We start from the raw sequence: 24,385 nt of genomic DNA, 5'->3' as shown, positions 1-24,385 counted from the left end.
TACACATTCGCATGTTCTCTCTTAGCTGATGATCAGCTTCATTGAACTTCCATACATAGCTTGCTTTATTTTAGCATACTTTTGAAGAAAAGGGAGGGGAGAAGGTTGTCTGTCTTTCTGTTCGTTTTTACGTGTATCGGTGTCGTTTTCACAGGTGGTTCCATTCATTATGCAAGACAGCTTGGGTATGCAGGGTCTTATCCGCCAAAACATGTATTAAAGCAAAAAGCACTTGTGTGTGCGGCAGGTGCAGGGATTTCGCTTCTCGTTTTGCTGCTTACCCTTTTTCTTTTATAAAAGCATGAAAAAAACCTCTTCATCTGACATGAAGAGGTTCGTTATTCGTTAAGCAACTTCTATCATTCTTGCACGCTTTAGAATGGACTGAGCAATCGGGAAGACAAATACCATCGCGATGGTATTAATCACAACTGCTGGCAGGACAACACCCACAAGAAGTGCTGGTAATGCAGCTGGCAGTCCTGTGATCAGTAAAGCGGCAGATAGGAAAATCACGCCGGATACGGCGGTTCCAATAGCTGTTAGCACAGCGGTCAGCACGATTTTGTTCTTCATCTTCTGGCAAGATAAGAAAAGGGCTAGGAAGATAAAGGCTGTCACTGGTTTATCAATCATATTTGGAATTTGTCCGCCTGGGAAACCCGTTGTCAAAGCGGAAATGACACCAGTCACTAGGGCAATCACGACTACATGCTGTACCTTAGGGAAAAGGATGATGCTTAAAAACATCATGACCAGCATCATATCAGGTTTCATTCCGAAAAAGATGGGCGGGAAAATCGTATGCAAAACAGCTCCCATTGCTGCAAGCAATGACATAATCACTAATTCTTTTGTTTTCATTTCTATGCTCTCCTCTGCTAAGCTCTTATAGGACTCTCCAATAATATGGCTCATCATTTATTGCAAGAGTCATCACTTGATAGTTCTCGTTATTATAACAAATTGATTTCATGATAGAAAAGCCTTTTTACTCATTTTCTTGCTGGAATTTTTTCATAAAGTCCGCAAGCTTTTGGCAGTCTTCAATCGAAACTGCATTGTAAATAGATGCTCTGCATCCACCGACAGAACGGTGTCCTGCAAGTCCAACCATTTGTTCTTGTTTGGCTTTCTCCACAAATGATGCGGTGAGTGTGTCATCACGAAGGGTAAACGTGACATTCATATGAGAACGGCTGTCAGCGCGGGCATGCCCTTTGTAAAAGCCGCCACTTTGATCAATCGCCTCATAGAGAATGCCCGCTTTTTGTTCATTGCGTTTTTCCGCTGCTTCTACGCCGCCAGCGTTTTTGACATGCTCAAGGACAAGAGACAGCATATAAATCGCAAAAGTCGGTGGTGTGTGATAAAGAGAGTTGGCTTTTGCGTGTGTTGAATATTTTAATATTTTAGGCGTGCCGCTTTTTTCTTTCTCTAAAAAACGTTTGCGCGCGATCACAATCGTGATACCAGAAGGTCCTAGGTTTTTTTGTGCCCCGGCATAAATGAAATCAAATGAAGAAACGTCTATTTGTTTGCTGAGAATATCGCTGGACATGTCCGCAATGAGCGGCAATGAAGTGTCCGGGAACGTTTTCCACTGTGTGCCGAAGATCGTATTGTTCGATGTGATGTGCAAGTAAGCACCGTCTGTTAAACCGGAAGCATCTACATTTGGAATATACGAATAATTGTCATCTTCACTTGAGGCAAACACAGACGTTTCACCAAATCCTTTTGCTTCTGACAATGCTTTTTCTGACCAAGCGCCTGTTTGAATGAAATGAGCGGTTTCGCCTTCATGTAAGAAGTTCATTGGAATCATCGCAAATTGAAGACTAGCTCCGCCTTGTAAAAAGAGGATCTCATAATCTTCTGGAATGTCCATCAGCTCCACTAAAAGCGCTTTTGCTTTATTGTGGACTTCTTCATATTCACCGCTGCGATGAGAAAGCTCCATCACAGACATCCCAGTTTGTTGAAAATCAACAAGTTCTTCCTGTGCTTTTTGAAGCACTTCTAGCGGCAGTGCCGCCGGACCAGCATTAAAATTCGTCGTTCGCTTCATCACAATCTCTCCCTATTTCTCGCGTTAATGGATCAAAAGATAAAACCATCCTATCACAAATTTGAAGCATTTGGACAAAAAATTTGAATCGTCCTAAATATCTTACTATTAGGAGATGTAAGCTTTAAGAAGTGGCAGAAATAAGAATAACCTCATCTATTAAGATGAGGTATAGACTGTTGACAAAGGGCTAAAATGATCTTTATTTTAGCCCTTTGTCTTCTTTTCAGCGTGATAGAAAACCTTTGAAGTCTAGGAAGGACGAGTACCGGAGCGGAGCGAATTTGTCATTCGTGAGCACCGGCACGCAGGACTGACAACGAATGCGAGGGTTTGTCTACACGCTGAACCTCATCTATTAAGATGAGGTAAGCCGCGTGTGGATAGCAGAAGAAATATCTTTCAAATCCTCTGACGTGTATTGATCTTGATGTGACTTCCATACGGCGCCAAAGCCATCTCCTTTGCCGTAGCGCGGAATGATATGCATGTGGTAATGGAACACAGATTGTCCGGCTTTTTCACCGTTGTTGTTCAGGAGGTTTAAACCAATGGGTTCAAATTCCTGTTTGATCGCCCTTGCAATTTTCGGAATCGCTTGGAAGTAGTGATTAGACACTTCTGGTGTCATGTCATAGATGTTTTCTTTATGTATTTTCGGGATAACAAGGGTATGCCCTTTTGTTACTTGGCTAATATCAAGAAAAGCCAATACATGCTCGTCTTCATATACTTTTGCACATGGAATGTCTCCATCAATGATCTTGCAAAAAATGCAGTCGCTCACGCCGTGTCACTCCTCATTATTTTTCCTTTATCGTATCACAAAAAGAAGCAAAAAAGAAAACAGGACAAGCGAAACTCCTTTAAGTCGCTCATCCTGTTCCTGCAGAAGAAATGCTGATGCTTTCATTCGATATGCCTTTTGAATTCTCTATTTACTGAAATAAAGAATTCAAATGCCTGCTATTTCTGCCGTAAACACCTCATTTGACGTTTTGGTTTGTCGTATACAAATTGTATAGGACACAAAAATCAAGAATCAGTGAAGCAAAACAGAAGCTAAGGTTTTTAGATGAAAAACCAACTTGTCATGCGGTTCTTTGCCTTTAACAAACACCTCATTTACGTATTGGTCATCAAGTTCATTTCTTCTACATACATTATGATGACCAAAGCGCCTATTTTTTATTCGTGGCTCGTCTAAAGGTAAACATTTCAAATTATCTTTCGTTTTTGGTACTATAAAGGAAAAAAGAAAGAAAGGAACGAACTCATGTCCCTTTTAACTGTAAAAGATGTAACGGGTGGATATACGAAGAATCCCGTTCTAAAAAATATTTCGTTTGAATTAGAAAGAAATCAAATCGTCGGCCTCATTGGTTTAAATGGAGCGGGGAAAAGCACAACCATTCGTCATATCATCGGTTTGATGAAACCACATAAAGGTGTCATTGAGCTGAATGGACGAACCCTTCAAGAAGATCAAGAAGCGTATCGTTCGCAATTCACCTTTATTCCAGAAACACCTGTCTTATATGAAGAGTTAACATTAAAAGAGCATTTAGAGCTGACAGCGATGGCTTACGGTCTTTCAAAGGAACAACTAGAAGAACGTCTACCATCATTGCTGAAAGAATTTCGAATGGAGAAACGGTTGAAATGGTTCCCTGCTCATTTTTCTAAGGGAATGAAGCAGAAGGTCATGATTATGTGTGCGTTCCTTGTTGAACCAGAGCTGTATATCATCGATGAACCGTTTTTAGGGCTTGATCCTCTTGCGATAAATGCACTATTAGAACGAATGAATGCTGCAAAGAAAAGCGGCGCTAGTGTCCTGATGTCAACGCATATTTTGGCGACAGCTGAACGTTATTGTGATTCCTTTATTATTTTGCATGAAGGTGAAATCAGAGCGAAAGGAACACTGACAGAGCTAAGAGAGCAGTTCAACATGAGAGATGCGACACTCGATGATCTTTATTTGGAATTAACAAAGGAAGAAAGCTATGAGTAAAACAACGCAAACCATTTGGAAATCACGATTAGAGGAACACATGCAAGACACAAGAAAATATTTGAAATACATGTTCAATGATCATCTTGTCATTGTGCTTATTTTTTTCCTTGCAGGCGGAGCGAGCTGGTACAGCGGCTGGCTCAAACATATTCCAACTCACTTCCCTTCGTACTGGGTCATGGCAGTTGTTTTCTCATTGGTGCTGACAAGCTCTTACGTACGTACATTGATCAAAGAGGCAGATCTCGTGTTTTTGCTTCCTCTGGAAGCGAAAATGGAGCCTTATTTAAAAAACGCCTTTAACTTTAGCTTCCTTTCTCAGCTGTTTCCTTTGATTGCCGTATCGGTTATCGCACTCCCGCTTTATTCGGCTGTGTCTTCAGGAGATCTCAGGCTTTATGTGCTGATTTTGGCGCAAATGATCTTGATAAAGGGCCTGAATACAGCGATTCAGTGGAGAATCACTTATTTTCAAGGAAAGCATGTCAGATGGCTTGATGCAGTGTTTCGTTTTCTATTGAATACGTTTCTGATGTATACCGTTTTACAGGCAGCCTATGCGATTGCAATTGTTTTTTATCTTATATATGCCGTCTATCTTATATACTTAACAAATGCAGTGAAAAAACAGCCTTTTCAATGGGAATTGCATATTTCTGATGAATTAAAACGGAAACAGCGCTTTTATCGCTTGGCAAACTTATTTACAGATGTGCCTCATTTAAAGAAACAGGTGAAAAGAAGAGCGTACATGGACTGGATCTTGCAGTTTGTTCCTTACGAGCAGCGTAAAACTTTTTCTTACATGTATGTGAGGGCGTTTTTACGTTCAAATGACTATTTTGGTCTTGTGTTTAGATTAACGGTCGTGTTTGTGCTGATTATTCTGTATACAGGCGCAGCAGACTGGGTGGGCGCGTTACTTGTCTTGTTCACAGTATTTATTACAGGTGTACAGCTTGTTCCGTTAACGAAGCACTTTGCGCATCTTTCGTTACAGGCACTATATCCAGTTTCTCAGCAAGAAAAGGATCGTAGCTTCTTTGTTCTCGTCCGTAATGTGCTCATCATTCAATCGATTTTGCTGAGCTGCGCGGCGCTCCCAGCAGGAGGATGGAAGGGAAGTGGACTTGCTCTTCTCATTTCATTGGCATTTGTGCTTGTTCTATTCAAGCCTTACGTCCAAAGTCGATTAAAAAAGATGAGATAAGTGGAAATATGTTTTTTACAGCGAACGTATGATGACATCAAGGAGGGAACCGGATGAATGCAGCTGAACGGGAGTTGTATGAAGAGGCCATTCTTTTTCAAACGCGATTTTTAAGAAAACCTTCAAAGATCGAACGATTTTCAAAAGGAGTTCAGCAGCAAGTGAATCGCCGAATACCTGCTAGATTTCATCAAGTCATCACAAGTGCGGTCAAATCAATGGTCGAATCTACCGTATCAGGGACGCACTTCACTTCATTTTCAGTGATCGATGAACAATTAACGATCGTCGAGCGAAATGAGCTGGCAAAGGATAAAGTGAAGTATTATCAAAAGGCGGCGGCGATCGAAGGAATTGGAACAGGGGCAGGCGGTTTATTCCTCGGAATGGCGGACTTTCCGTTGCTGCTGAGCATTAAAATGAAATGTCTTTATGAGCTGGCATGTATTTATGGCTTTGATTTGTCTCAAAAAGAGGAAAGACTCTTTTTGCTCTGTATTTTTCAACTTGCCTTTTCAAGCAGTGCACATCGTCAAAAGATGATGAAGGTCATTGATGATTGGGAAACAAGCCGTGAGAAAATGGATTGGTACAGCTTTCAGCAGGAGTACCGAGATTACATTGACCTTGTGAAGCTGTTTCAATTAATGCCAGTCGTCGGTGCGGCTGTTGGCGGGGTGGCCAATCATCAGCTGACAGGACAGCTTGGAGATGTCGCACGCCATGTGTTTCACTTACGAGTATTGAAAGAAATGAAGTGGAAAAGCCGCTGATCAGCGGCTTTTCTTCATTCATCATAGGAAAGAACGGCGTGAGCGAGTATCTTTGCTGCGACTGGCATTGCTTTTTCGTTGATATCGAATTTCGGATGATGATGTGGATATACATCCTGGCTGTTTTCTGGCATGGCGCCTGTGTAGAAGAAGGTGCCAGGAACATGCTGTAGGTAGTAAGCGAAATCTTCTCCGCCCATTTGGGTTTCCGCTTCTTTTACTTCTATGACACCTTCTGTCTGTCTTGCTATTTCAGCAATATATTCAGTTGGCTTTGGGTGATTTTTGACAGCAGGATATCCTCTCACATATTCATATGTGTACGATGCATCATGCATGTGGCAAACCCCTTTCACCACCTGTTCAATTTCACGTTCAATGATATGTCGTGCATTTTCTTCAAAGGATCGTGCAGTGCCGGTTAAAACTGCTGAATCTGCAATGACGTTAAAGGCATTCTCAGCCGCAAAACCTCCAACAGATACAACAGCTGAATCAATTGGATTGACTTTACGGGCGACGACCTGCTGCAGGTTTGCGACAATTTGTGAACCGATGAGTACGGCATCTTTTGTTAGATGAGGCTGGGCGCCGTGTCCGCCTTTACCTTGGACTTGAATAGAGAAACGGTCGGCGGCTGCCATAAAGTTCCCGCTTTTATACAGAACGGTGCCACAAGGCTCTGATGACCAAAGATGAGTACCGAATATGACATCGACTCCGTCTAAACAGCCGTCTTCAATCATCGGCTTAGCACCGCCTGGAGCATATTCTTCAGCGTGCTGATGAATGAGAACGATTTTCCCTTTTAATTGATCACGATGCGCATGTAAGATTTTCGCTAATACAAGAAGGGTCGCTGTGTGTCCGTCGTGACCGCATGCATGCATCACACCTGGTTTTGTCGATCGATAAGGCACATCCTTTTCATCGTGGATGGGCAGTGCATCAAAATCAGCTCTGAGGGCAATGGTCGGCCCTGGGGAAGCTCCTTCAATAAAAGCAAGAACGCCATGACCGCCCACCTGAGTACGTGTCGGTATATGTAATGTTTCATAGTAATTCGCGATGAAAGCGGCTGTTTCTTCTTCCTGAAAAGAAAGTTCTGGATTCATATGGAGATGGCGTCTAATTTCAACCATTTCCTCATAATGTTCATCAAGACGTTCATTGATGCTTTTTTGTAAAGTGGATATTGACATTGATCCGAAAACCTCCTTCATGCTCTTTTACTGATTGTATGGTAATTGTTAGAATCTTTCAACAGAAGAGGATTTCGTGTTCAGCATCAAAAGGTCATTTTACATAAAAGTCGAAGGTTGATATGAAGCTGGCAAAAGGGGGAAGTGGCATTGGGAAGCTGTCCAAATTGTTCAAAAGCATTTTCTTTCGTTGAAAAGTTTCATTTATCACATACGAGAATGATGATGTGTCCAAGCTGTCGGCACCAAATCAAAGAAACGTTTGTCTCAAAGATGAGTTTTTTCATGCTCTGCTTGATTCCGCTATTGGTGCTGCTTATTCAGTTGAAAGGCGCTTCGCCTATGTTGAAGTGGCCGATCTTATTAGGGTGGATATTGCTGAATTTCTATGTGCTTCAGCCTATCATTCATCGGTACGAGCTTAAGTGAAGACAATGAAAAGAAGAGCCCGGCTAATGGGCTTTTTTTCATGAAAAAAGAAGTGCTAAAAGCAGCACTTCCTTAGTTGTCTGTGACGGCATGGTAAGATGTGAGATAGGCAGGACGAGAAAAGATGGAGCCTGTATCCTCGTGCGGCTGAAAGAACGCTTCTGATTCTTGAAAGTCTTGAAATAAATCCTCTGATTCCCAAAGTGTCAAAATCAGATAGACCTCTTCATCTTTTTGTGGTCTTAAGACACGCAGGGCCTTGAAGCCGCGCTGATGCTCTGAGATGTTTGTTTTCTTCTGAAAGGTGGATTCAAAAAGTGCTCTGCTTTCAAGCTTAACAGGGATATGATTCAAGGTGACGAAGCCAGATTGGACAAGCTCGCCTTTTGCATAAATCACATCATAGGCATGAGGGGCTTTAAATACGGTCTCTCCCTCGGTTTCATGAAAAAGAGCTGCTTGTTCTTTTCCAACCATATAAAGTAGATTTTCCAGATGGTGTTTCTTTGCGATTTTATGCAAAAAGTCTGCTGTTCCATATGTAATATAGACATTCATCTAAACCGCCTCCTGCTTGATAGTATAACAAAAGAATGATATATAATTCTTTGGTAGTCAATCCATAAAACATATTATGAAGCAATACATCCCATACTATTCGTATAAAGGAATGAGGTGACCTAATGTGAAGAAAAAGAAGATAATCATTCCGTTAGTCATTGCAGGAAGCACACTCGTGCTTTCATTTATTGGCTATCTGACCATTTTATTTTTAGGACATTATGTCATAGATGAGAAGAAGCTTGTTTTTCACGCTTCCTCAAAAATCATTGATCAGAATGGAAAAGAACTCACAAGTATGTATTCAGAAAATCGGGACCCTGTGTCATTAAAGGAGATACCTGATAAAGTAGCGAAAGCTTTTGTTGCTGTCGAGGACAAGCGTTTTTATGAGCATCATGGAATTGATGCACAATCTATTTCAAGGGCGGTTTATCGAGATATATTAGCAGGAGGAAAGGTAGAGGGCGGCAGTACGATTACCCAGCAGCTCGCAAAAAATATTTTTCTCACAAACGATAAAACCTTTCTTCGAAAAACAAAAGAAGTCATTATTGCTATTAATTTAGAAAGAGATTATTCAAAGGATAAACTGCTTGAGATGTATTTGAATCAGCTTTACTTCGGCCATGGCGTCTATGGGATTCAGGCGGCAGCCAATTATTATTTTAGTAAAGATGTCAAAGATTTAACTGTCAGCGAAGGTGCTACACTTGCTGCTATGCCAAAGGCACCGTCTTCTTATTCGCCTGTTTTACATCCTGATAAAAATAAAAAAAGGCGAGATACAATCTTGAATTTAATGAATGAACAAGGATATTTGTCATCCACAGAAACAGTAGAAGCGAAAGGGAGAACACTAGGTATCCATTTGAAAAAGAAATCAGAAACGCCTTGGGTGGACAGCTATGTCGATCTCATCATTAAAGAAGCGGAATCAGAGTATGCCATTTCACATGAGCAATTGCTTCAAGGCGGCTATACCATTACCGTCCCGATCGATATGAATTTGCAAAAAGTTGTCTATGATGCGATGAAAAACAACCGTTATTTCCCGGGAAAAAGCGGGTCTCCGGAAAGCAGCGCCGTGTTTATTGATAACGAGTCTGGTGGAGTAAAAGCAGCCATTGGAGGACGAGAATATCAGGCAAGGGGCTATAACAGGGTAACGGCTGTTAGACAGCCTGGATCTGTTTTCAAGCCGATTGCGGTGTATGGTCCGGCTATGCAGGAGAAAAAATTCAGACCTTATTCGCTGCTTGAAGACAAAGAAAAAAGCTATGACGGCTATTCACCAAAGAATTACGATGGCCAGTATGAAGGCAGGGTCACGATGGTGGATGCCCTGATGAAGAGTAAAAATACAGCTGCTGTGTGGACGTTAAGTCAGCTTGGCATTGACACCTCTAAATCTTATCTTGAAAAAATGGGAATGGAGATTTCGGATAAAGGACTTGCCATGGCACTTGGCGGCTTAGAAAAAGGGGTTTCTCCATTGCAGATCGCTGGAGCCTTCCATACTTTTGCAAATGAAGGCGTGTATAAAAAGCCTTTCTTTATTCAGAAAATCACTAATGATGAAGGGGAAACTGTTGAGAAGAATCGAAACAAGCAAGAGCGAGTGTTTAGTGTGCAAAACGCATGGAATATGACGAGAATGCTTCAGCAAGTCGTCAAAGGCGGGACAGCTCAGAGCGGTTCATATGCTGGAGATTTAGCAGGTAAAACAGGAACAACCACCTATTCAGGTGTGAAAGGTGCAACGAAAGATGCTTGGTTTGCCGGCTATACGCCTAGTACAACGGGCGCGATTTGGATGGGATATGACAAAACCGATAACAGCCACTATTTAACTGGCGGCAGTCAGTATCCAGTACAGCTGTTTAAAGATATTTTAACGACAGCCCAAATCACCAATGAAACATTCAAAAAGCCAGAGGGGATTAAAGAACTTCAATCACCGATCCATTTAGAAGGACTATCAGGATTTGAAGCCCGCTATGCCTTTAAAATCAAAGGATTGTTTACATTGGAGCTGTCTTGGGACGAACAGGAGGATAAACGGGTTGAATATCGCATCTATGAAAAGAGAAATGGAAGCGAGACGATGATCGACTCAGTGACAGGCGTGGGCAGCTACACAATGCCATATGCCAATGTGTTTTCAGATGCGCAGTATAAGGTTGTTCCATACAATACCCAAACAAAAGAAGAAGGCGAAGGCAGTTCTTATGTCAAGCCAGAGACTTTTGGACGTTAATATTCGGCGATTTTTTGAACATTGAGCCGCTTTAGTATACCGTACCTTGAAAAAGCGGTATAGTAAAAGCAGTGTTTGAGCCTTATACAAAGAGAGTGTGGGGCGAAAGGTGGAATGAAAGGTAATGGGAAAAACGAAAGCTTTTAATGACACGTTCTTAAAGGCGTGCAAAGGGGAAAAAACAGACCATGTACCTGTTTGGTACATGAGACAGGCAGGACGCTCGCAGCCTGAATATCGTGCCCTCAAAGAAAAATACGGGCTATTTGAAATTACGCATCAGCCAGAGCTATGTGCTTATGTAACAAGACTTCCTGTAGAACAATATGGTGTAGATGCCGCTATTTTATATAAAGATATTATGACCCCGCTTCCGGCTATTGGCGTGGACGTTGAAATTAAAAATGGAATTGGACCTGTGATTGATTCACCGATTCGGACAAAAGCAGATATAGAACGTCTTGGAGAACTTCATCCTGAAGAAGACCTGCCATATGTGCTTGATACAATCAAGCTTTTGACGAAGGAGCAGCTAAATGTCCCGCTCATTGGTTTTGCCGGTGCACCATTTACGATGGCAAGCTATATGATTGAAGGCGGTCCATCTAAAAATTATCATAAAACGAAGGCACTCATGTACAGTGAGCCAGAGACATGGATGCTATTAATGAATAAATTAGCTGATATGACGATCACGTACATACGGGCGCAGGTAAAAGCAGGAATCAGTGCATTTCAAATCTTCGACTCTTGGGTTGGCGCTTTAAATGCAGCAGATTACCGGACATTCATTAAGCCTGTCATGCAGCGTATTTTCACAGAGCTTAAGTCTGAAAACGTACCGATGATCATGTACGGAGTTGGTGCGAGTCATCTGGTGAAAGATTGGCATGACCTGCCGCTTGATGTCGTTGGACTTGATTGGCGTATGAGTGTAGACGAAGCGCGAAAAGAAGGTTTATCAAAAACGTTACAAGGAAACCTTGATCCAACCATCTTACTTTCTCCTTGGGAAGTGATTGAAGAAAGAGCAAAAGACATTTTAGATCAAGGGATGAAATCAGATCACTTCATCTTTAACTTAGGTCATGGGGTATTTCCTGATGTTTCACCAGAAACGTTAAAGAAGCTGACAGGTTTTATTCACGACTATTCGGCTAAACATAAAAAAACATCCATTTAAACTATTTCAAATGATCTGAAGGAGTGTTGGTTGTGGAGAAAAAGAAAATGGGACTTCTTGTCATGGCATATGGCACCCCATATAAAGAAGAAGACATTGAGCGTTACTATACACATATCCGTAGAGGCAGAAAGCCGGAGCCAGAGATGCTGCAAGATTTAAAGGATCGCTACAAGGCAATCGGCGGTATTTCTCCTTTATCAAAAATTACAGAACAGCAGGCAAATGGTTTGTGTGATCATTTGAATGACATCCAGGACGACATTGAATTTCATGTCTACATTGGCTTAAAACATATCGAGCCTTTCATTGAGGATGCGGTTGCCGAGATGCATCAAGATGGCATCACAGAAGCTGTGAGTATCGTCCTTGCGCCGCACTTCTCAACATTTAGTGTGAAATCGTATAACAAACGTGCTCAAGATGAGGCAGATAAGCTTGGCAATTTGAAGATCACTTCTGTTGAAAGCTGGTATGATGAGCCGAAGTTTGTGGACTATTGGGTGAAACAAGTAAAAGATACGTATGCATCCATGAGTCAAGAAGAAAGAGAATCGGCTGTGCTTATTGTATCTGCACACAGCCTTCCTGAAAAAATTATTGCAGCAGGAGATCCATACCCTGACCAGCTCGCACAATCTGCCAAAATGATTGCAGGCGGTGCGGGAATTGAACATTATGAAATTGGCTGGCAAAGTGAAGGTAATACGCCTGATCCGTGGCTTGGACCAGACGTGCAAGACCTCACCCGGGATCTATTCGAACAAAAAGGCTATAAAACGTTCGTATATGTGCCTGCTGGATTTGTCGCTGATCATCTGGAAGTGTTATACGACAACGATTATGAATGTAAAGTCGTGACAGATGAAATCGGTGCAGCCTACTATCGTCCAGAAATGCCAAATGCGAAACCAGCATTTATTGATGCGCTGGCAACAGTCGTGTTAAAGAAGCTTGACGAAAGCAAGTAATCATATAAAAGAAGGCGATCCTATGCATGACAATCAAAAACACCTTGTCATCATTGGCGGTGGCATCACTGGTTTAGCCGCCGCCTTCTATTTGGAAAAGGAAATTGAAGAAAAAGGTCTCCCTATCCAAATATCTCTTATTGAAGCGAGTCCTAGGCTGGGTGGAAAAATACAAACATTATATAAAGATGGCTACATTATTGAACGTGGTCCTGATTCATTTTTAGAAAGAAAGGTCAGTGGACCGCAGCTGGCAAAGGATGTCGGTCTGTCCGATCAGCTCGTCAATAATGAAACGGGGCAAGCATATGTATTAGTCAATGAAACCCTTCACCCGATGCCAAAGGGCGCTGTCATGGGCATTCCAACTCAAATCAGCCCTTTCGTTACAACTGGTCTTTTTTCAGTGGCAGGAAAAGCGAGAGCGGCGATGGATTTCGTCTTACCAAAAAGCAAGCAGACAGTAGATCAGTCGCTTGGTGAATTTTTTAGAAGACGTGTGGGCGATGAAGTCGTTGAGAATTTAATCGAGCCTCTTCTATCAGGTATTTATGCAGGTGACATTGACCGCCTTAGCTTAATGTCTACCTTCCCGCAGTTTTATCAAACGGAACAAAAGCATCGCAGTTTGATTCTTGGGATGAAAAAATCACAGCAGCATGCGAAAGCGCAGCAAGTGACAGCGAAAAAACAAGGACAGTTCCAAACAATCAATCAAGGACTGCAAGCCCTTGTTGAAGCGGTAGAAAGTAAGCTCAAGCTGACGACGATTTATAAAGGGACAAAAGTGAAGCAGATTGAAAAAACAGATGGAGGCTATGGCGTACAATTAGACAGCGGTCAAACACTTTTTGCAGATTCAGCCATTGTCACTACGCCGCATCAATCGATCTATTCCATGTTTCCAAAAGAAGCAGGGCTTGAATATTTGCATGACATGACATCTACCTCTGTTGCAACGGTTGCACTTGGCTTTAAAGAAGAGGATGTTCATAATGAATATGATGGGACAGGTTTTGTCATCTCAAGAAACAGTGATTTCTCTATTACAGCCTGTACATGGACGAATAAAAAATGGCCGCATACAGCTCCTAAAGGAAAAATACTATTGCGTGCGTATGTAGGAAAAGCTGGTGACGAATCGATTGTCGAGCAGTCAGATCATCAAATCATCAGCATCGTGCTGGAAGATTTGAAGAAAATCATGGATATTAAAGCAGATCCAGAACTGACGACGGTGACTCGCTGGAAAACCAGTATGCCGCAATATCACGTTGGCCACCAACAGCAGATTTCGAATATGCGTGAAACGTTTAAGCAATCATACCCTGGTGTTTATATCACAGGTGCTGCTTTTGAAGGTGTCGGAATCCCTGATTGTATTGATCAAGGAAAAGCCGCCATCTCTGAGGCTGTATCTTACCTATTTTCATAAAAATAAACTCCCTTTTCTGTCATGGAAAGGGAGTTTTTCATGTTCGTATGATAAGAAAAGAAGTTGTGAATAATAAAAGTGAACAAAGTAGTTGCATCTGTAGAAAAGGATATGGTATATTACTTTCTGTACTTAATGACCAAAACGTTCAAATAGTCATTTTTGGAGTGAGAACCATGAGTGTTGATAGGAGACAAATGATTTTAGATGGGGCCACGAAGGCATTTACTCAATTCGGGTATAAAGCCACGACAATGGACCTTGTGGCGAAGCTTGCCAACGTCGGAAAAGGAACCATTTATACCTTTTTCAAAAACAAAGAAGAGCTGTTTGATGAAATTTTCACATCCCTTTTAATGGAGATGAGAAAAATTGCTGACGAGGCCATTGATGAGAAGAACAGTTTCTCTGAAAACCTTCACTTAGCACTTTTTGCAATATTGGAATTTCGAAAAAACCACCAGCTCACAATAAAAATCTTTCAGGAAAATGCGGAGCTTGGCACGTCAGCAGTCAAGGAAATGATTGAAAAAATGGAGCAAATGATCATTCGCTATATTAAAATAAAAGTAAAAGAAGCGATTGATAAAGGTGACATTAAGCCTTGTGATCCTGAATTGACTGCATTTGTGATGGTGAAACTATATATTGCACTTATTTTTGATTGGGAAAAGCGATACGAGCCTTTAACAAAAGAAGAAGTAGCTGAATCGCTCGAGCTTTATGTACTAAAAGGGCTTTCTACAACAACGTAATTTTTTTTGAGTTCAAATGACCAAATTGTCAATTTAGTCACTCATCTATGGGAGGAAAACAGCAATGAATTTAATTCGGAATCAATGGAAAGACATTGTGACGAGCAAAAAACTACTGATCCCGATTTTAGCTGTCTTATTTATTCCGCTGATTTATAGTGGTGTATTTTTAAAGGCTTACTGGGATCCATATGGTACAGTTGATCAATTACCTGTAGCGGTTGTCAACTTGGATGAAGGCAGTCATTATGATGGCAAAACACTTCAAGTCGGCGATGATTTAGTGAAGGAATTGAAGAAGAACGATAGTTTTAAATGGCACTTTGTCGATAGTGAAGAAAAGGCCGTCAAGGGATTAAATAACGAGGACTATTATCTCGTCGTAGAAATACCAAAAGATTTCTCTAAAAATGCAAGTACAGTGCTAGACAAACATCCGAAAAAATCGAATTTGAAATATTATACGAATCCAGGCGCAAACTATGCTGCGTCACAAATTGCGAATAATGCCATTATCAAATTAAAAGATTCGGTTTCAAAGGAAGTCACAGAAAATTATGCAGAGGTCATCTTTGATAACTTCAAAACCATTGCAAAAGGATTAGATCAAGCAAGCGATGGTGCGAAGAAAATTGATGACGGAACAAAAAGCGCAAAAGATGGCAGTAAAAAGTTAAAAGACAATCTGGCGAAATTGGCTGAAGGAACGTTAACATATAGTGAAGGTGTTCATCAGTTCGCAGGGAAAATGGGTGAACTGAACACAGGGATCCAATCTCTTGACAGCGGGCTTGGTCAGCTCTTAACGGGCTATCAAACCATCGATCAGAAATTTGGAGAGCTTGGCACAGGGATTGATACATTGACCGAAGGGTTAAACACAAGCCTTGAAGGACATCAGCAGCTTGCTTCTAAAATGCCGCAATTCACAGCAGGCATTGAGCAGCTAAACAATAAAGCACAGTCATTTTCGGAAAAAATTGCAGCAGTAGAAAAAGTATTGTCTTCACCAGAATTAGCGAATCTTGAAAAGATGGCGCCTAAACTAGATCAGGTGAAAAAAAACGCACAAACGTTCAATACAAAACTTGCTTCATTAAAAGAAGCACTGTCTAATCGAGATGCAAAAGTGAAAAGTATTATTCAAAACAGCTCAATGACAGACGAAGAGAAAAAGGCGGCAATGGATCAGCTCGAAAGCCTTCCTAAAATTGAACTGCCTGACCTGTCTGGACTTGAGCAAAGCTTAGCAGCCTTGCAGGAACTGCCCGATGTTAGTGAAGTTCAATCTGCGGTTGCTTCGGCAAAAGCACAGCTGCAGCAAGTAAAACAGCTGCCAAAGAAAACAGAACAGCTATACACATCTACGGTCGCGATACAAAATGCCATTGATCAAATGACATCTGGTACGAATAAATTGTATCAAGGTGCACTTAAGCTTCAAACAGGTCAAGGGCAATTACAAGAAGGCCTGCAAACAGCAAATGGAAAGCTTGATACAGCGAAAAGTGGTGCGGATAAGCTTGCAAATGGTTCAAGCCAGCTTAGCGCAGCGTTAAATAAGCTAGAAAGTGGTTCAGCGAGTATCCAAAGCAACTCATCTAAACTTGCTGAAGGCTCAAAATCGCTAGATAAAGGATTAGGCGACTTAAAGAGCGGTACAGGGAAGCTGTCCGATAAATTGAAAAGCGCCGCGGATGAAACAGGTGAAATTGATGCGGATCAGGACAATTACAATATGATTGCGAGTCCAGTCAAAACAGAAAACGATACAGCGAAAAAGATTGATAATTACGGAACAGGGCTCACGCCTTATATCTTATCCATGGGACTCTTTGTAGGGGCTCTCATGCTCACCGTTGTATTCCCAATGAAAGACCCTGCTGGACGCCCTAGAAATGCGTTTGAATGGTTTGTCAGCAAATATAGTGTGCTCCTGCTTGTCGGTATCTTACAGGCAGTCATTGCAAGCTCCATGCTCATCTTTGGACTTGGTCTTGAGGTGGAGAGTCTCTGGCGCTTCTATCTCTTTGCGATCGTCGTCAGTCTGACGTTCCTAGCGATCATTCAGCTTCTGGCGACAACAATGGGGAACCCAGGGCGCTTCATCGCTGTCATTATCTTGGTTCTTCAGCTTGCAGCAAGTGCGGGTACATTCCCGCTTGAGCTCGTCCCAAAATTCTTCCAAGTCATTCATAGTCTGCTTCCAATGACGTATACAATCAACGGATTTAGAACGATCATTGCAAGTGGTGATGACAGCTATTTATGGCACCAAGCAGCGATCCTTGGAACAGTTGCCATCATCATGATGGCCGCAACAACAGCATACTTTGCTTGGAACGTGAGAAAAATGAAACAAGAAGAAGCTTAATGAATGAATCCTCAGATTGTTGACAAAGGGCTAAAAATGATCTTTATTTTAGCCCTTTGTCTTCTTTTTTTCAGCGTGATAGAAAACCTTTGCAGTCTAGGAAGAACGAGTACCGGAGCGGAGCGAATTTGAGATTCGTGAGCACTGGCACGCAGGACTGACACAGAATGCGAGGGTTTGTCTACATGCTGTCCTTTCTCTTAATAGAGAAAGGGTTTTTTCTATTAGAAATTAGACATCAGGAACCCGAAGCGATATATTTTAAGAAGAGATGCTGAAAAAGGCATACATGGAAGGAATTGCTTTCAGACAAAGGAGGAAATGCCGAATGACGACTGAAGTAAACGAAACGATTCAACTTATTCAAAAGCTCGTATCAATCCCAAGTCCATCAGGGAATACAGAAAAGGTGATCGGCTTTGTTGAACGTTTTTTACAAGATCTGAATATTGAGACAAAGCGTAATCGAAAAGGCGGATTAATTGCCACAATAAAAGGAGCAGATGACGAGGAACACCGTATGCTGACAGCGCATGTCGATACGCTCGGTGCAATGGTAAAGGAAATGAAATCAAATGGCCGAATTCGTCTTGCACTCATCGGGGGCTTTCAGTATAACTCAATCGAAGGCGAGTATTGTGAAATTGAAACAGCATCAGGCCGTACATACACAGGAACAATCCTCATGCATCAAACGTCAGTTCACGTATATGAGGATGCTGGAAAAGCGAAACGAAACCAAGAAAATATGGAGATTCGTCTCGATGAAAAGGTGAAAAATGCAGACGATGTCAAAGCACTTGGGATTCAAGTAGGGGACTTTATCTCGTTTGACCCTAGAGTAGAAGTGACGTCTTCAGGCTTTATTAAATCAAGACACCTTGATGACAAAGCAAGTGTGGCGTTATTGCTGCGTTTAATTCACCGGATTCAAACGGAAAACATCACTTTGCCACATACGACACACTTCTTAATTTCAAATAATGAAGAAATTGGATACGGTGGAAATTCGAATATTCCAGAAGAAACGGTGGAATATCTAGCTGTCGATATGGGAGCGATCGGTGATGGTCAATCAACCGATGAATATAGTGTGTCGATTTGTGTGAAGGATTCAAGCGGTCCTTATCATTATGGTTTACGCAAGCATTTAGCAGCATTAGCTGAAGCAAATGAAATTGATTACCGTCTTGATATTTACCCTTATTATGGTTCTGATGCATCAGCAGCGATTAGAGCAGGGCATGATATCATTCATGGACTGATTGGACCTGGCATTGACTCTTCGCATGCTTTTGAAAGAACCCATGAAGATTCACTGATTCAGACAGCCAATCTTCTTTACTACTATGTTCAATCCAAATTAATCACACCATAAAAAAGAACCCCGACTATTGGGGTTCTCAGCGTGTAGACAAACCCTCGCATTCTGTGTCAGTCCTGCGTGGTGGTGCTCACGAATGTCAAAATCGCTCCGCGCCAGTCCTAGACTTCAAAGGTTTTCTATCACGCTGAACAGAAGACAAAGGGCTAAAATAAAGATCATTTTAGCCCTTTGTCAACAATCAAAAAGAACCCCATCTATCGGGGTTCTTTTTGATTAGCTTGAAAGCTGTGTTGGCTCAGGAACATCTTGTCCAGTCATCACACGAAGTCCTTTTTCAGGGTCATATTGCCCTTCCCATTTAGACATCACGACAGCTGCAAGTGCATTACCTGTTAAGTTGACAACAGTTCGCGCCATATCCATGATACGGTCAACACCTGCAATAAATGCGAGACCTTCAGCAGGTACACCGATCGTTCCTAGTGTTGCGAGTAATACGACAAATGAAGTACCAGGAACGGCAGCCATTCCCTTTGATGTCACCATCAGCACAAGAACAAGTGTGAGCTGCTGTACGATCGTGAGGTCAATGCCATATACCTGTGCAAGGAAAAGCGCAGCGATGGCTTGATACAAGACGGAGCCGTCCAGGTTAAACGTATAACCGATTGGGATAACGAAAGAGACAATTCCTTTTGGACATCCGATGCGCTCCATTTTATCCATGACTCTTGGTAAAACTGTTTCAGAGCTTGATGTACTAAAGGCAAGAAGCATTTCGTCTTTCATGTAAGCAAGAAATCTGAAAATATTGACGCCGATCATCTTTCCAATGATTCCGAATACAACGATAAGGAAGAGAGCCAGCGCAAAATAAACAAGACCTACAAGCTTACCTAATGAAATAAGAGATTCAAGACCAAATTTTGAAACTGTCACACCAATGAGTGCGAAGACACCAAATGGTGCAGCTTTCATCACAACATTGACGACATGGAACATGGCATGTGATACACCTTCAAAGAAGGCGAGCACTGGTTTGCCGCGTTCACCAATGGCTGAAACCCCGAGTGCAAATAACACAGTGAAGAAAATAATCGCAAGCAAATCACCTTCCGCCAATGATTGGAAGAAGTTCGTTGGAACGATATGAAGGAACGTATCAGCAACTGATTTACTGCTTTGCTCTTTTTCCGTTTCAACATACTGGCTAATATCTTGTTTTTCCGTATGTCCAAAGTCAACGCCTGCACCAGGTTGAACAAAGTTAGCAAGTACAAGACCAAGGACAATCGCAAATGTTGTGATAATTTCAAAATAAAGAATGGTTCTAAAACCGAGCTTCCCTACTTTTTTACCATCACCGGCACCTGCAACACCTAAAATTAAGCTAGAGACGACAATCGGTATGACGATCATCTTAATGAGTCTTAAGAAGAAGTCTCCAATTGGTTTTAAGTATGTCTCAACATCTGGGTTACCGAAAAAGATCGCACCAACAACGACGCCGAGAATAAGACCGATTAGGATTTGTGTAGCTAATCCGAATTTTAATTTTTTCATAGATTTCCTCCCTAACTTATTCATTAAAGGAATATTCCCATCATATTAAGTTTTAATATATGAATTAAAGTATAACTAAAATTAAAGAGTTTCGTCCACGATTAAATTATATTGAGAAAATACAAAATTGTTTGAAAAAATGGACGCTTCGAACCCCCTTCGTTGTTTTAAGTCAATAAAAAGTGTCATCAGAACTAAAAGTCATCATATAAAAATACTAAAAATCCCTTTTGTGACAAGGGTTTTACCTTTTTACCTATTTTTCCGAAAAAATAAAAAGCACTTTTGACTCCAACTGACGACGGAGGAAAAAAGTGCTTTTTTATTCAATTTATTCCCTTATTTAAGATAACTTACTTGTGAGCATTCCTCACATTCATTACCGTAACACTCGTGCTGTTCCATTAAATCATTTCCACATTTTGTGCATTTCTTTGAGGGCAAATTTCTAAAAAACTCAGTGATTTTTCCTAGCATTTGTCATCCTCCAATACATTTTGTTGCTATTATTGTATTATAACAGATTGATAATTGTCAATCTGTTTTGTAACAATAGGCAAGAAGAATGCTTTTTCCATGAAAAATGGGTATATTGTAAGAAGGGGATTTTTACAAAAGGAGGGAAGAATGACGATGAAATTAACCGTTATTGGATGCTACGGAGGGTTTCCAGCAGCCGGTGAGGCGACATCAGGTTATCTTTTTGAATCAGATGGTTTCCGGCTGCTTGTAGACTGCGGGAGCGGTGTTCTTTCTAAGCTTCAGCAAACCATTGATATAGAAGAACTAGATGCTGTTCTCCTTTCTCATTATCATCACGATCATATTGCTGATATCGGACCTCTCCAATATGCGAAATTAGTGGGTTATCATTTAGGGAAAAGCAGCGGTTCGCTTCCGATCTATGGACATACAGGTGATCAAGAAGCATTTAGGCGGCTCTCTGATGATGTACATACAAAGGCAAAGCCTTATCATCCGGCAGAAGGCATTCAAATGGGCCCATTTCAAATTGATTTTTTGAAAACGGTTCATCCTGCAGAATGCTATGCCATGAGAATTCAGGCAGATGATGCTGTGGTGGTGTATACAGCGGATTCGAGCTATCAGGACGCATTTATCCCATTTAGTAAGAATGCAGATCTGCTCATTGCCGAGAGCAATTTTTACGCCAGGCAAGACGGAGCGGGTGCAGGACATATGAACAGCACTGAAGTAGGGAAGATAGCAAATGAAGCAAATGTCGGGGAGCTCATCATCACCCATCTGCCTCATTTCGGACGGCATAAAGACCTAGTCAATGAAGCACAGGCGTTATATACTGGCAGTATACAGCTTGCCCATTCAGGGCTTAGATGGAACAAGGAAGGAAGATAGAGATGCTGTTTATCGATAACGAACAACATGATGATCCAATGATTAATCTGGCAATTGAAGAGTATTGCTTAAAATATTTAGATCCAGAAGAAACGTATTTACTGTTTTACATCAACCAGCCGTCCATTATTATTGGAAAGAACCAAAATACAATAGAAGAAATCAATACAAAATATGTGGAAGACAATGTAATCAAAGTCGTTCGCCGCCTATCCGGCGGTGGTGCAGTTTACCATGACAAAGGAAACTTAAACTTCAGCTTTATCACAAAAGATGACGGGGAAAGCTTCCATAACTTTAAAAAGTTCACGGAGCCAGTCATCAAAGCACTTGAAAAGCTAGGAGTCAAAGCTGAATTAAGCGGCAGAAATGACATCATGGCAGATGGACGCAAAATTTCTGGAAATGCCCAGTTCGCCACACGAGGACGTATTTTCAGTCATGGCACACTGCTATTTGATTCAGAAATTGAACATGTCGTCTCTGCATTAAATGTGAAAAAAGAAAAGATTGAATCTAAAGGCATTAAATCCATTAGAAGCAGGGTCGCGAATATTAGCGAACTAATGGATCAAAAAATGACAACAGAAGAATTTAGAAAAATTCTTTTAAGCTACATTTTTGATACGGATGGGGACGTGCCTCAATATCAACTGACTGAAAAGGATTGGCAAAAGATCCATGAAATTTCCCAGGATCGATATCAAAAATGGGAATGGAACTACGGCCGTTCACCTAAGTTTAATTTGCAGCACTCTAAGCGGTTCTCAGCTGGCTCGATCGATCTGCGTTTAGAGGTGAAAAAAGGCATGATCCAAGACTGCAAGATCTTTGGTGACTTCTTTGGTGTGGGGGATATTGCCGATATTGAAAAAAGACTGATCGGGCAGCAATATGATCGTAAAACCATCAGCGACGTATTAGAAGATATGGATATGCGCCACTATTTCGGCAACGTATCGAAAGAAGATTTTCTTGATTTGATTTATTAAGCGGGGGAAAAGCACGGCTAGAGATAGCGGTGCTTTTTTGATTGAAAGAAATGAAAGCGATTAACATTTGATCTTGTGGATTTTTTCGATTGTCTATTATAATAGAAAGGAGGAATGTTTGGTCATAAAATGAATGGCTATTCATTCATTGACGACGCATAAGGGGTGGGAGAATGGATTTGATCAAAAATCTTGAGCAGACTGCGATGACCAAGGGAGAAAATATCGCACTGATCTTTGAAGGAAAGAAGTGGACCTATCGAGAGCTGATGACAAGTATCGAGCGTTTTGCAGATGGCTTAGTCAACGAAGGGTTTCAAGCTGGGGATCATATCGCGCTTATTTTAGGAAATTCACCGCATTTCGTCATTTCTTTTTTTGGTGCATTGAAGGCAGGGCTTGTCGTTGTACCTGTCAATCCAACATACACGCCAAGTGAAATTGGATATATGCTGATCACAGGAGATGTAAAAGGCATTGTTGCACCTGATCAGCTTTTGCCAGTATACGAGCAGGTGTATGAACAGCTTCCGTCTATTGAACGAGTGATTATTTGTGCAGAAAATGAATCGGCGTGCAGATCAAGTTTCAAGGAAGTATTTGATCGTCTTGTCTTCTTTGGAAAGCTTGTGTCTGGACATGCGCCAGAAACGACACATCCTTCCATTCAGCCTGACGATACTGCGGTTATTTTATTTACATCTGGTACGACAGGAAAACCAAAGGGTGCGATGCTGACTCATTTCAACCTTTATTCAAATGCCAGAGACATTGCTGAGTACCTATCGATTGATGAAAGGGACAAGGTCATTGCTGCTTTGCCCATGTTCCATGTATTTTGTTTAACGGTCTGTATGAATGCACCGTTGATTCATGGCGCGACCATTTATGTCCTGCCGCATTTCAGCCCATCAGAGCTTTTGCGCATGATGGAAAAAGAAAAACCCACGCTATTTGTTGGTGTTCCAACCATGTATAACTATTTATACCGCCAAGACGGTCATGATGAAGCGATGACATCAGTGAGGATTTGTATATCAGGCGGTGCTTCGATGCCTGTTGCCTTACTACACGGTTTTGAGAAAAAGTTCGGTGTCACGGTGCTGGAGGGCTATGGATTATCAGAGGCTTCCCCAGTGACTGCTTTCAATCCTCTTGATGGAAAAAGAAAACCGGGTTCAGTCGGGACCGACATTATGAATGTGAAGAATAAGATCGTGAATGAGCTTGGAGAGGAAGTCGGTCCGAATGAAGTCGGAGAACTCATTGCAAAAGGGCCAAACATCATGAAAGGCTATTATCAAATGCCAGAGGATACTGAAGCTGCATTGCGGGACGGGTGGCTGTATACAGGTGATCTGGCGAGAAGAGATGAAGATGGATATATTTATATTGTCGATCGAAAAAAGGATATGATTCTCGTTGGCGGTTATAATGTCTATCCAAGAGAAGTAGAAGAAGTGGTTTATCAACATGAAGCTGTAGCAGAAGCCGTCGTCATCGGTGTGCCAGATCCAAACACAGGTGAGGCTGTCGTCTGTTACATTTCCCCTAAGAAACATGCTCACATCAATCAAGAAGACATCATCACACATTGTTCACGCTATTTAGCGAAATATAAGCAGCCCCAAACGATCCATTTCATAGATGATATTCCAAAGAACACAACAGGTAAAATTTTAAGAAGAGCGCTAAAGGACAAGTATCAAACAGAAGAAAGTAAATAAAAAAGGGAGTCTCTTATGAAGAGGATCCTCAGCGTGAAGAAAACCCTCGCATTCGGTGTCAGTTCTGCGTGCTGGTGCTCACGAATATCAAATTCGCTCCGCGCCAGTACTCGGCCTTCCTAGACTTCAAGGGTTTTTATATCACGCTGAAAAGA

At 41.5% G+C, this 24,385-nt stretch carries 22 protein-coding genes; 15 read left to right on the top strand and 7 right to left on the bottom strand.

Translation table 11 applies throughout. The features are described 5' to 3' along the window. Window positions 1-105: 105 nt before the first annotated feature. Window positions 106-297: a hypothetical protein gene (locus ACSLGF_RS11315; protein WP_034321482.1), complete on the top strand. Its 192-nt coding sequence runs from the start codon at window positions 106-108 to the stop codon at window positions 295-297. Between the two features lie 48 nt (window positions 298-345). On the opposite strand, the gene ACSLGF_RS11310 is transcribed toward ACSLGF_RS11315, so the two are convergent. The 3 genes from ACSLGF_RS11310 to ACSLGF_RS11300 form a co-directional block, all read right to left on the bottom strand. Further along, window positions 346-864: a tryptophan transporter gene (locus ACSLGF_RS11310; RefSeq protein WP_456005411.1), complete on the bottom strand. Its 519-nt coding sequence runs from the start codon at window positions 862-864 to the stop codon at window positions 346-348. A 127-nt stretch (window positions 865-991) separates the two neighbouring features. Next, the gene (gene serC / locus ACSLGF_RS11305; protein WP_456005409.1) at window positions 992-2,071 is read right to left on the bottom strand and encodes a 3-phosphoserine/phosphohydroxythreonine transaminase; all 1,080 of its coding nucleotides are present in this window, start codon (window positions 2,069-2,071) and stop codon (window positions 992-994) included. A 358-nt stretch (window positions 2,072-2,429) separates the two neighbouring features. After that, complete coding sequence (locus ACSLGF_RS11300) at window positions 2,430-2,858, bottom strand: HIT family protein (protein WP_008348883.1); 429 nt, start codon at window positions 2,856-2,858, stop codon at window positions 2,430-2,432. Window positions 2,859-3,347: 489 nt separating this feature from the next. On the opposite strand from ACSLGF_RS11300, the gene ACSLGF_RS11295 reads away from it, so the two are divergent. From ACSLGF_RS11295 to ACSLGF_RS11285, 3 genes are read left to right on the top strand one after another with little or no spacing between them, the layout of a single operon-like run. After that, window positions 3,348-4,088, top strand: coding sequence for an ABC transporter ATP-binding protein (locus tag ACSLGF_RS11295; protein WP_099680073.1), 741 nt, complete (start codon window positions 3,348-3,350; stop codon window positions 4,086-4,088). Then, complete coding sequence (locus tag ACSLGF_RS11290; RefSeq protein WP_456005406.1) at window positions 4,081-5,301, top strand: ABC transporter permease; 1,221 nt, start codon at window positions 4,081-4,083, stop codon at window positions 5,299-5,301. Before ACSLGF_RS11295 ends, ACSLGF_RS11290 begins: the two co-directional genes overlap by 8 nt. A gap of 53 nt (window positions 5,302-5,354) precedes the next feature. Continuing rightward, window positions 5,355-6,074, top strand: coding sequence for an EcsC family protein (locus tag ACSLGF_RS11285; protein WP_456005403.1), 720 nt, complete (start codon window positions 5,355-5,357; stop codon window positions 6,072-6,074). Window positions 6,075-6,088: 14 nt separating this feature from the next. Here the strand turns inward: ACSLGF_RS11285 and ACSLGF_RS11280 are convergent, their stop codons facing one another. Continuing rightward, the gene (locus ACSLGF_RS11280) at window positions 6,089-7,276 is read right to left on the bottom strand and encodes a M20 family metallopeptidase (RefSeq protein WP_456005400.1); all 1,188 of its coding nucleotides are present in this window, start codon (window positions 7,274-7,276) and stop codon (window positions 6,089-6,091) included. Window positions 7,277-7,426: 150 nt separating this feature from the next. On the opposite strand from ACSLGF_RS11280, the gene ACSLGF_RS11275 reads away from it, so the two are divergent. Next, a complete protein-coding gene (locus tag ACSLGF_RS11275; RefSeq protein WP_456005398.1) occupies window positions 7,427-7,705 on the top strand; it encodes a hypothetical protein in 279 nt (92 codons plus the stop codon). 72 nt (window positions 7,706-7,777) lie between these two features. Here the strand turns inward: ACSLGF_RS11275 and ACSLGF_RS11270 are convergent, their stop codons facing one another. Beyond that, the gene (locus ACSLGF_RS11270) at window positions 7,778-8,263 is read right to left on the bottom strand and encodes an antibiotic biosynthesis monooxygenase family protein (protein WP_099728533.1); all 486 of its coding nucleotides are present in this window, start codon (window positions 8,261-8,263) and stop codon (window positions 7,778-7,780) included. 127 nt (window positions 8,264-8,390) lie between these two features. Between ACSLGF_RS11270 and ACSLGF_RS11265 the strand changes: the two genes are divergently transcribed. The 7 genes from ACSLGF_RS11265 to ACSLGF_RS11235 all read left to right on the top strand — a co-directional run bounded on the left by ACSLGF_RS11265 (window position 8,391) and on the right by ACSLGF_RS11235 (window position 18,622). Then, window positions 8,391-10,526, top strand: coding sequence for a transglycosylase domain-containing protein (locus tag ACSLGF_RS11265; RefSeq protein WP_456005395.1), 2,136 nt, complete (start codon window positions 8,391-8,393; stop codon window positions 10,524-10,526). 124 nt (window positions 10,527-10,650) lie between these two features. Next, a complete protein-coding gene (gene hemE, locus ACSLGF_RS11260) occupies window positions 10,651-11,709 on the top strand; it encodes a uroporphyrinogen decarboxylase (RefSeq protein ID WP_456005393.1) in 1,059 nt (352 codons plus the stop codon). Window positions 11,710-11,741: 32 nt separating this feature from the next. Beyond that, window positions 11,742-12,680 (top strand): ferrochelatase, encoded by a 939-nt coding sequence (hemH, locus tag ACSLGF_RS11255; protein WP_456005390.1) that lies wholly within the window; start codon window positions 11,742-11,744, stop codon window positions 12,678-12,680. A 22-nt stretch (window positions 12,681-12,702) separates the two neighbouring features. Further along, window positions 12,703-14,115, top strand: coding sequence for a protoporphyrinogen oxidase (gene hemY / locus ACSLGF_RS11250; protein WP_456005388.1), 1,413 nt, complete (start codon window positions 12,703-12,705; stop codon window positions 14,113-14,115). A gap of 176 nt (window positions 14,116-14,291) precedes the next feature. After that, complete coding sequence (locus tag ACSLGF_RS11245; RefSeq protein ID WP_456005386.1) at window positions 14,292-14,870, top strand: TetR/AcrR family transcriptional regulator; 579 nt, start codon at window positions 14,292-14,294, stop codon at window positions 14,868-14,870. Window positions 14,871-14,934: 64 nt separating this feature from the next. Further along, window positions 14,935-17,244 carry a YhgE/Pip family protein gene (locus ACSLGF_RS11240; protein ID WP_456005383.1) on the top strand — a complete coding sequence of 770 codons (2,310 nt, stop codon included), beginning with the start codon at window positions 14,935-14,937 and terminating at the stop codon, window positions 17,242-17,244. A gap of 328 nt (window positions 17,245-17,572) precedes the next feature. Then, window positions 17,573-18,622, top strand: a complete 1,050-nt coding sequence (locus ACSLGF_RS11235; RefSeq protein WP_456005380.1) for a M42 family metallopeptidase — start codon at window positions 17,573-17,575, stop codon at window positions 18,620-18,622. Between the two features lie 222 nt (window positions 18,623-18,844). Here ACSLGF_RS11235 and ACSLGF_RS11230 read toward each other — a convergent pair whose 3' ends face one another. After that, the gene (locus ACSLGF_RS11230; RefSeq protein WP_456005378.1) at window positions 18,845-20,134 is read right to left on the bottom strand and encodes a cation:dicarboxylate symporter family transporter; all 1,290 of its coding nucleotides are present in this window, start codon (window positions 20,132-20,134) and stop codon (window positions 18,845-18,847) included. A 339-nt stretch (window positions 20,135-20,473) separates the two neighbouring features. Further along, window positions 20,474-20,611 (bottom strand): protein YhfH, encoded by a 138-nt coding sequence (yhfH, locus tag ACSLGF_RS11225; RefSeq protein WP_008359029.1) that lies wholly within the window; start codon window positions 20,609-20,611, stop codon window positions 20,474-20,476. A 156-nt stretch (window positions 20,612-20,767) separates the two neighbouring features. Between yhfH and ACSLGF_RS11220 the strand changes: the two genes are divergently transcribed. The 3 genes from ACSLGF_RS11220 (at window position 20,768) to ACSLGF_RS11210 (ending at window position 24,230) form a co-directional block, all read left to right on the top strand. After that, on the top strand, window positions 20,768-21,511 hold the full coding sequence (locus ACSLGF_RS11220) for an MBL fold metallo-hydrolase (RefSeq protein ID WP_456005471.1): 744 nt from the start codon (window positions 20,768-20,770) through the stop codon (window positions 21,509-21,511). Between the two features lie 2 nt (window positions 21,512-21,513). Next, entirely contained in the window at window positions 21,514-22,503 is a 990-nt protein-coding gene (locus ACSLGF_RS11215) for a lipoate--protein ligase (protein WP_456005375.1), read from the top strand. Window positions 22,504-22,676: 173 nt separating this feature from the next. Next, window positions 22,677-24,230 (top strand): fatty acid--CoA ligase family protein, encoded by a 1,554-nt coding sequence (locus ACSLGF_RS11210; protein WP_456005372.1) that lies wholly within the window; start codon window positions 22,677-22,679, stop codon window positions 24,228-24,230. The last annotated feature ends 155 nt before the right edge of the window (window positions 24,231-24,385 follow it).

The sequence above is a fragment of the Bacillus sp. A015 genome, from assembly GCF_053851875.1.
Note: the sequence above shows the minus strand (reverse complement) of the source record. Positions and strands in the feature narration are given on the sequence as shown.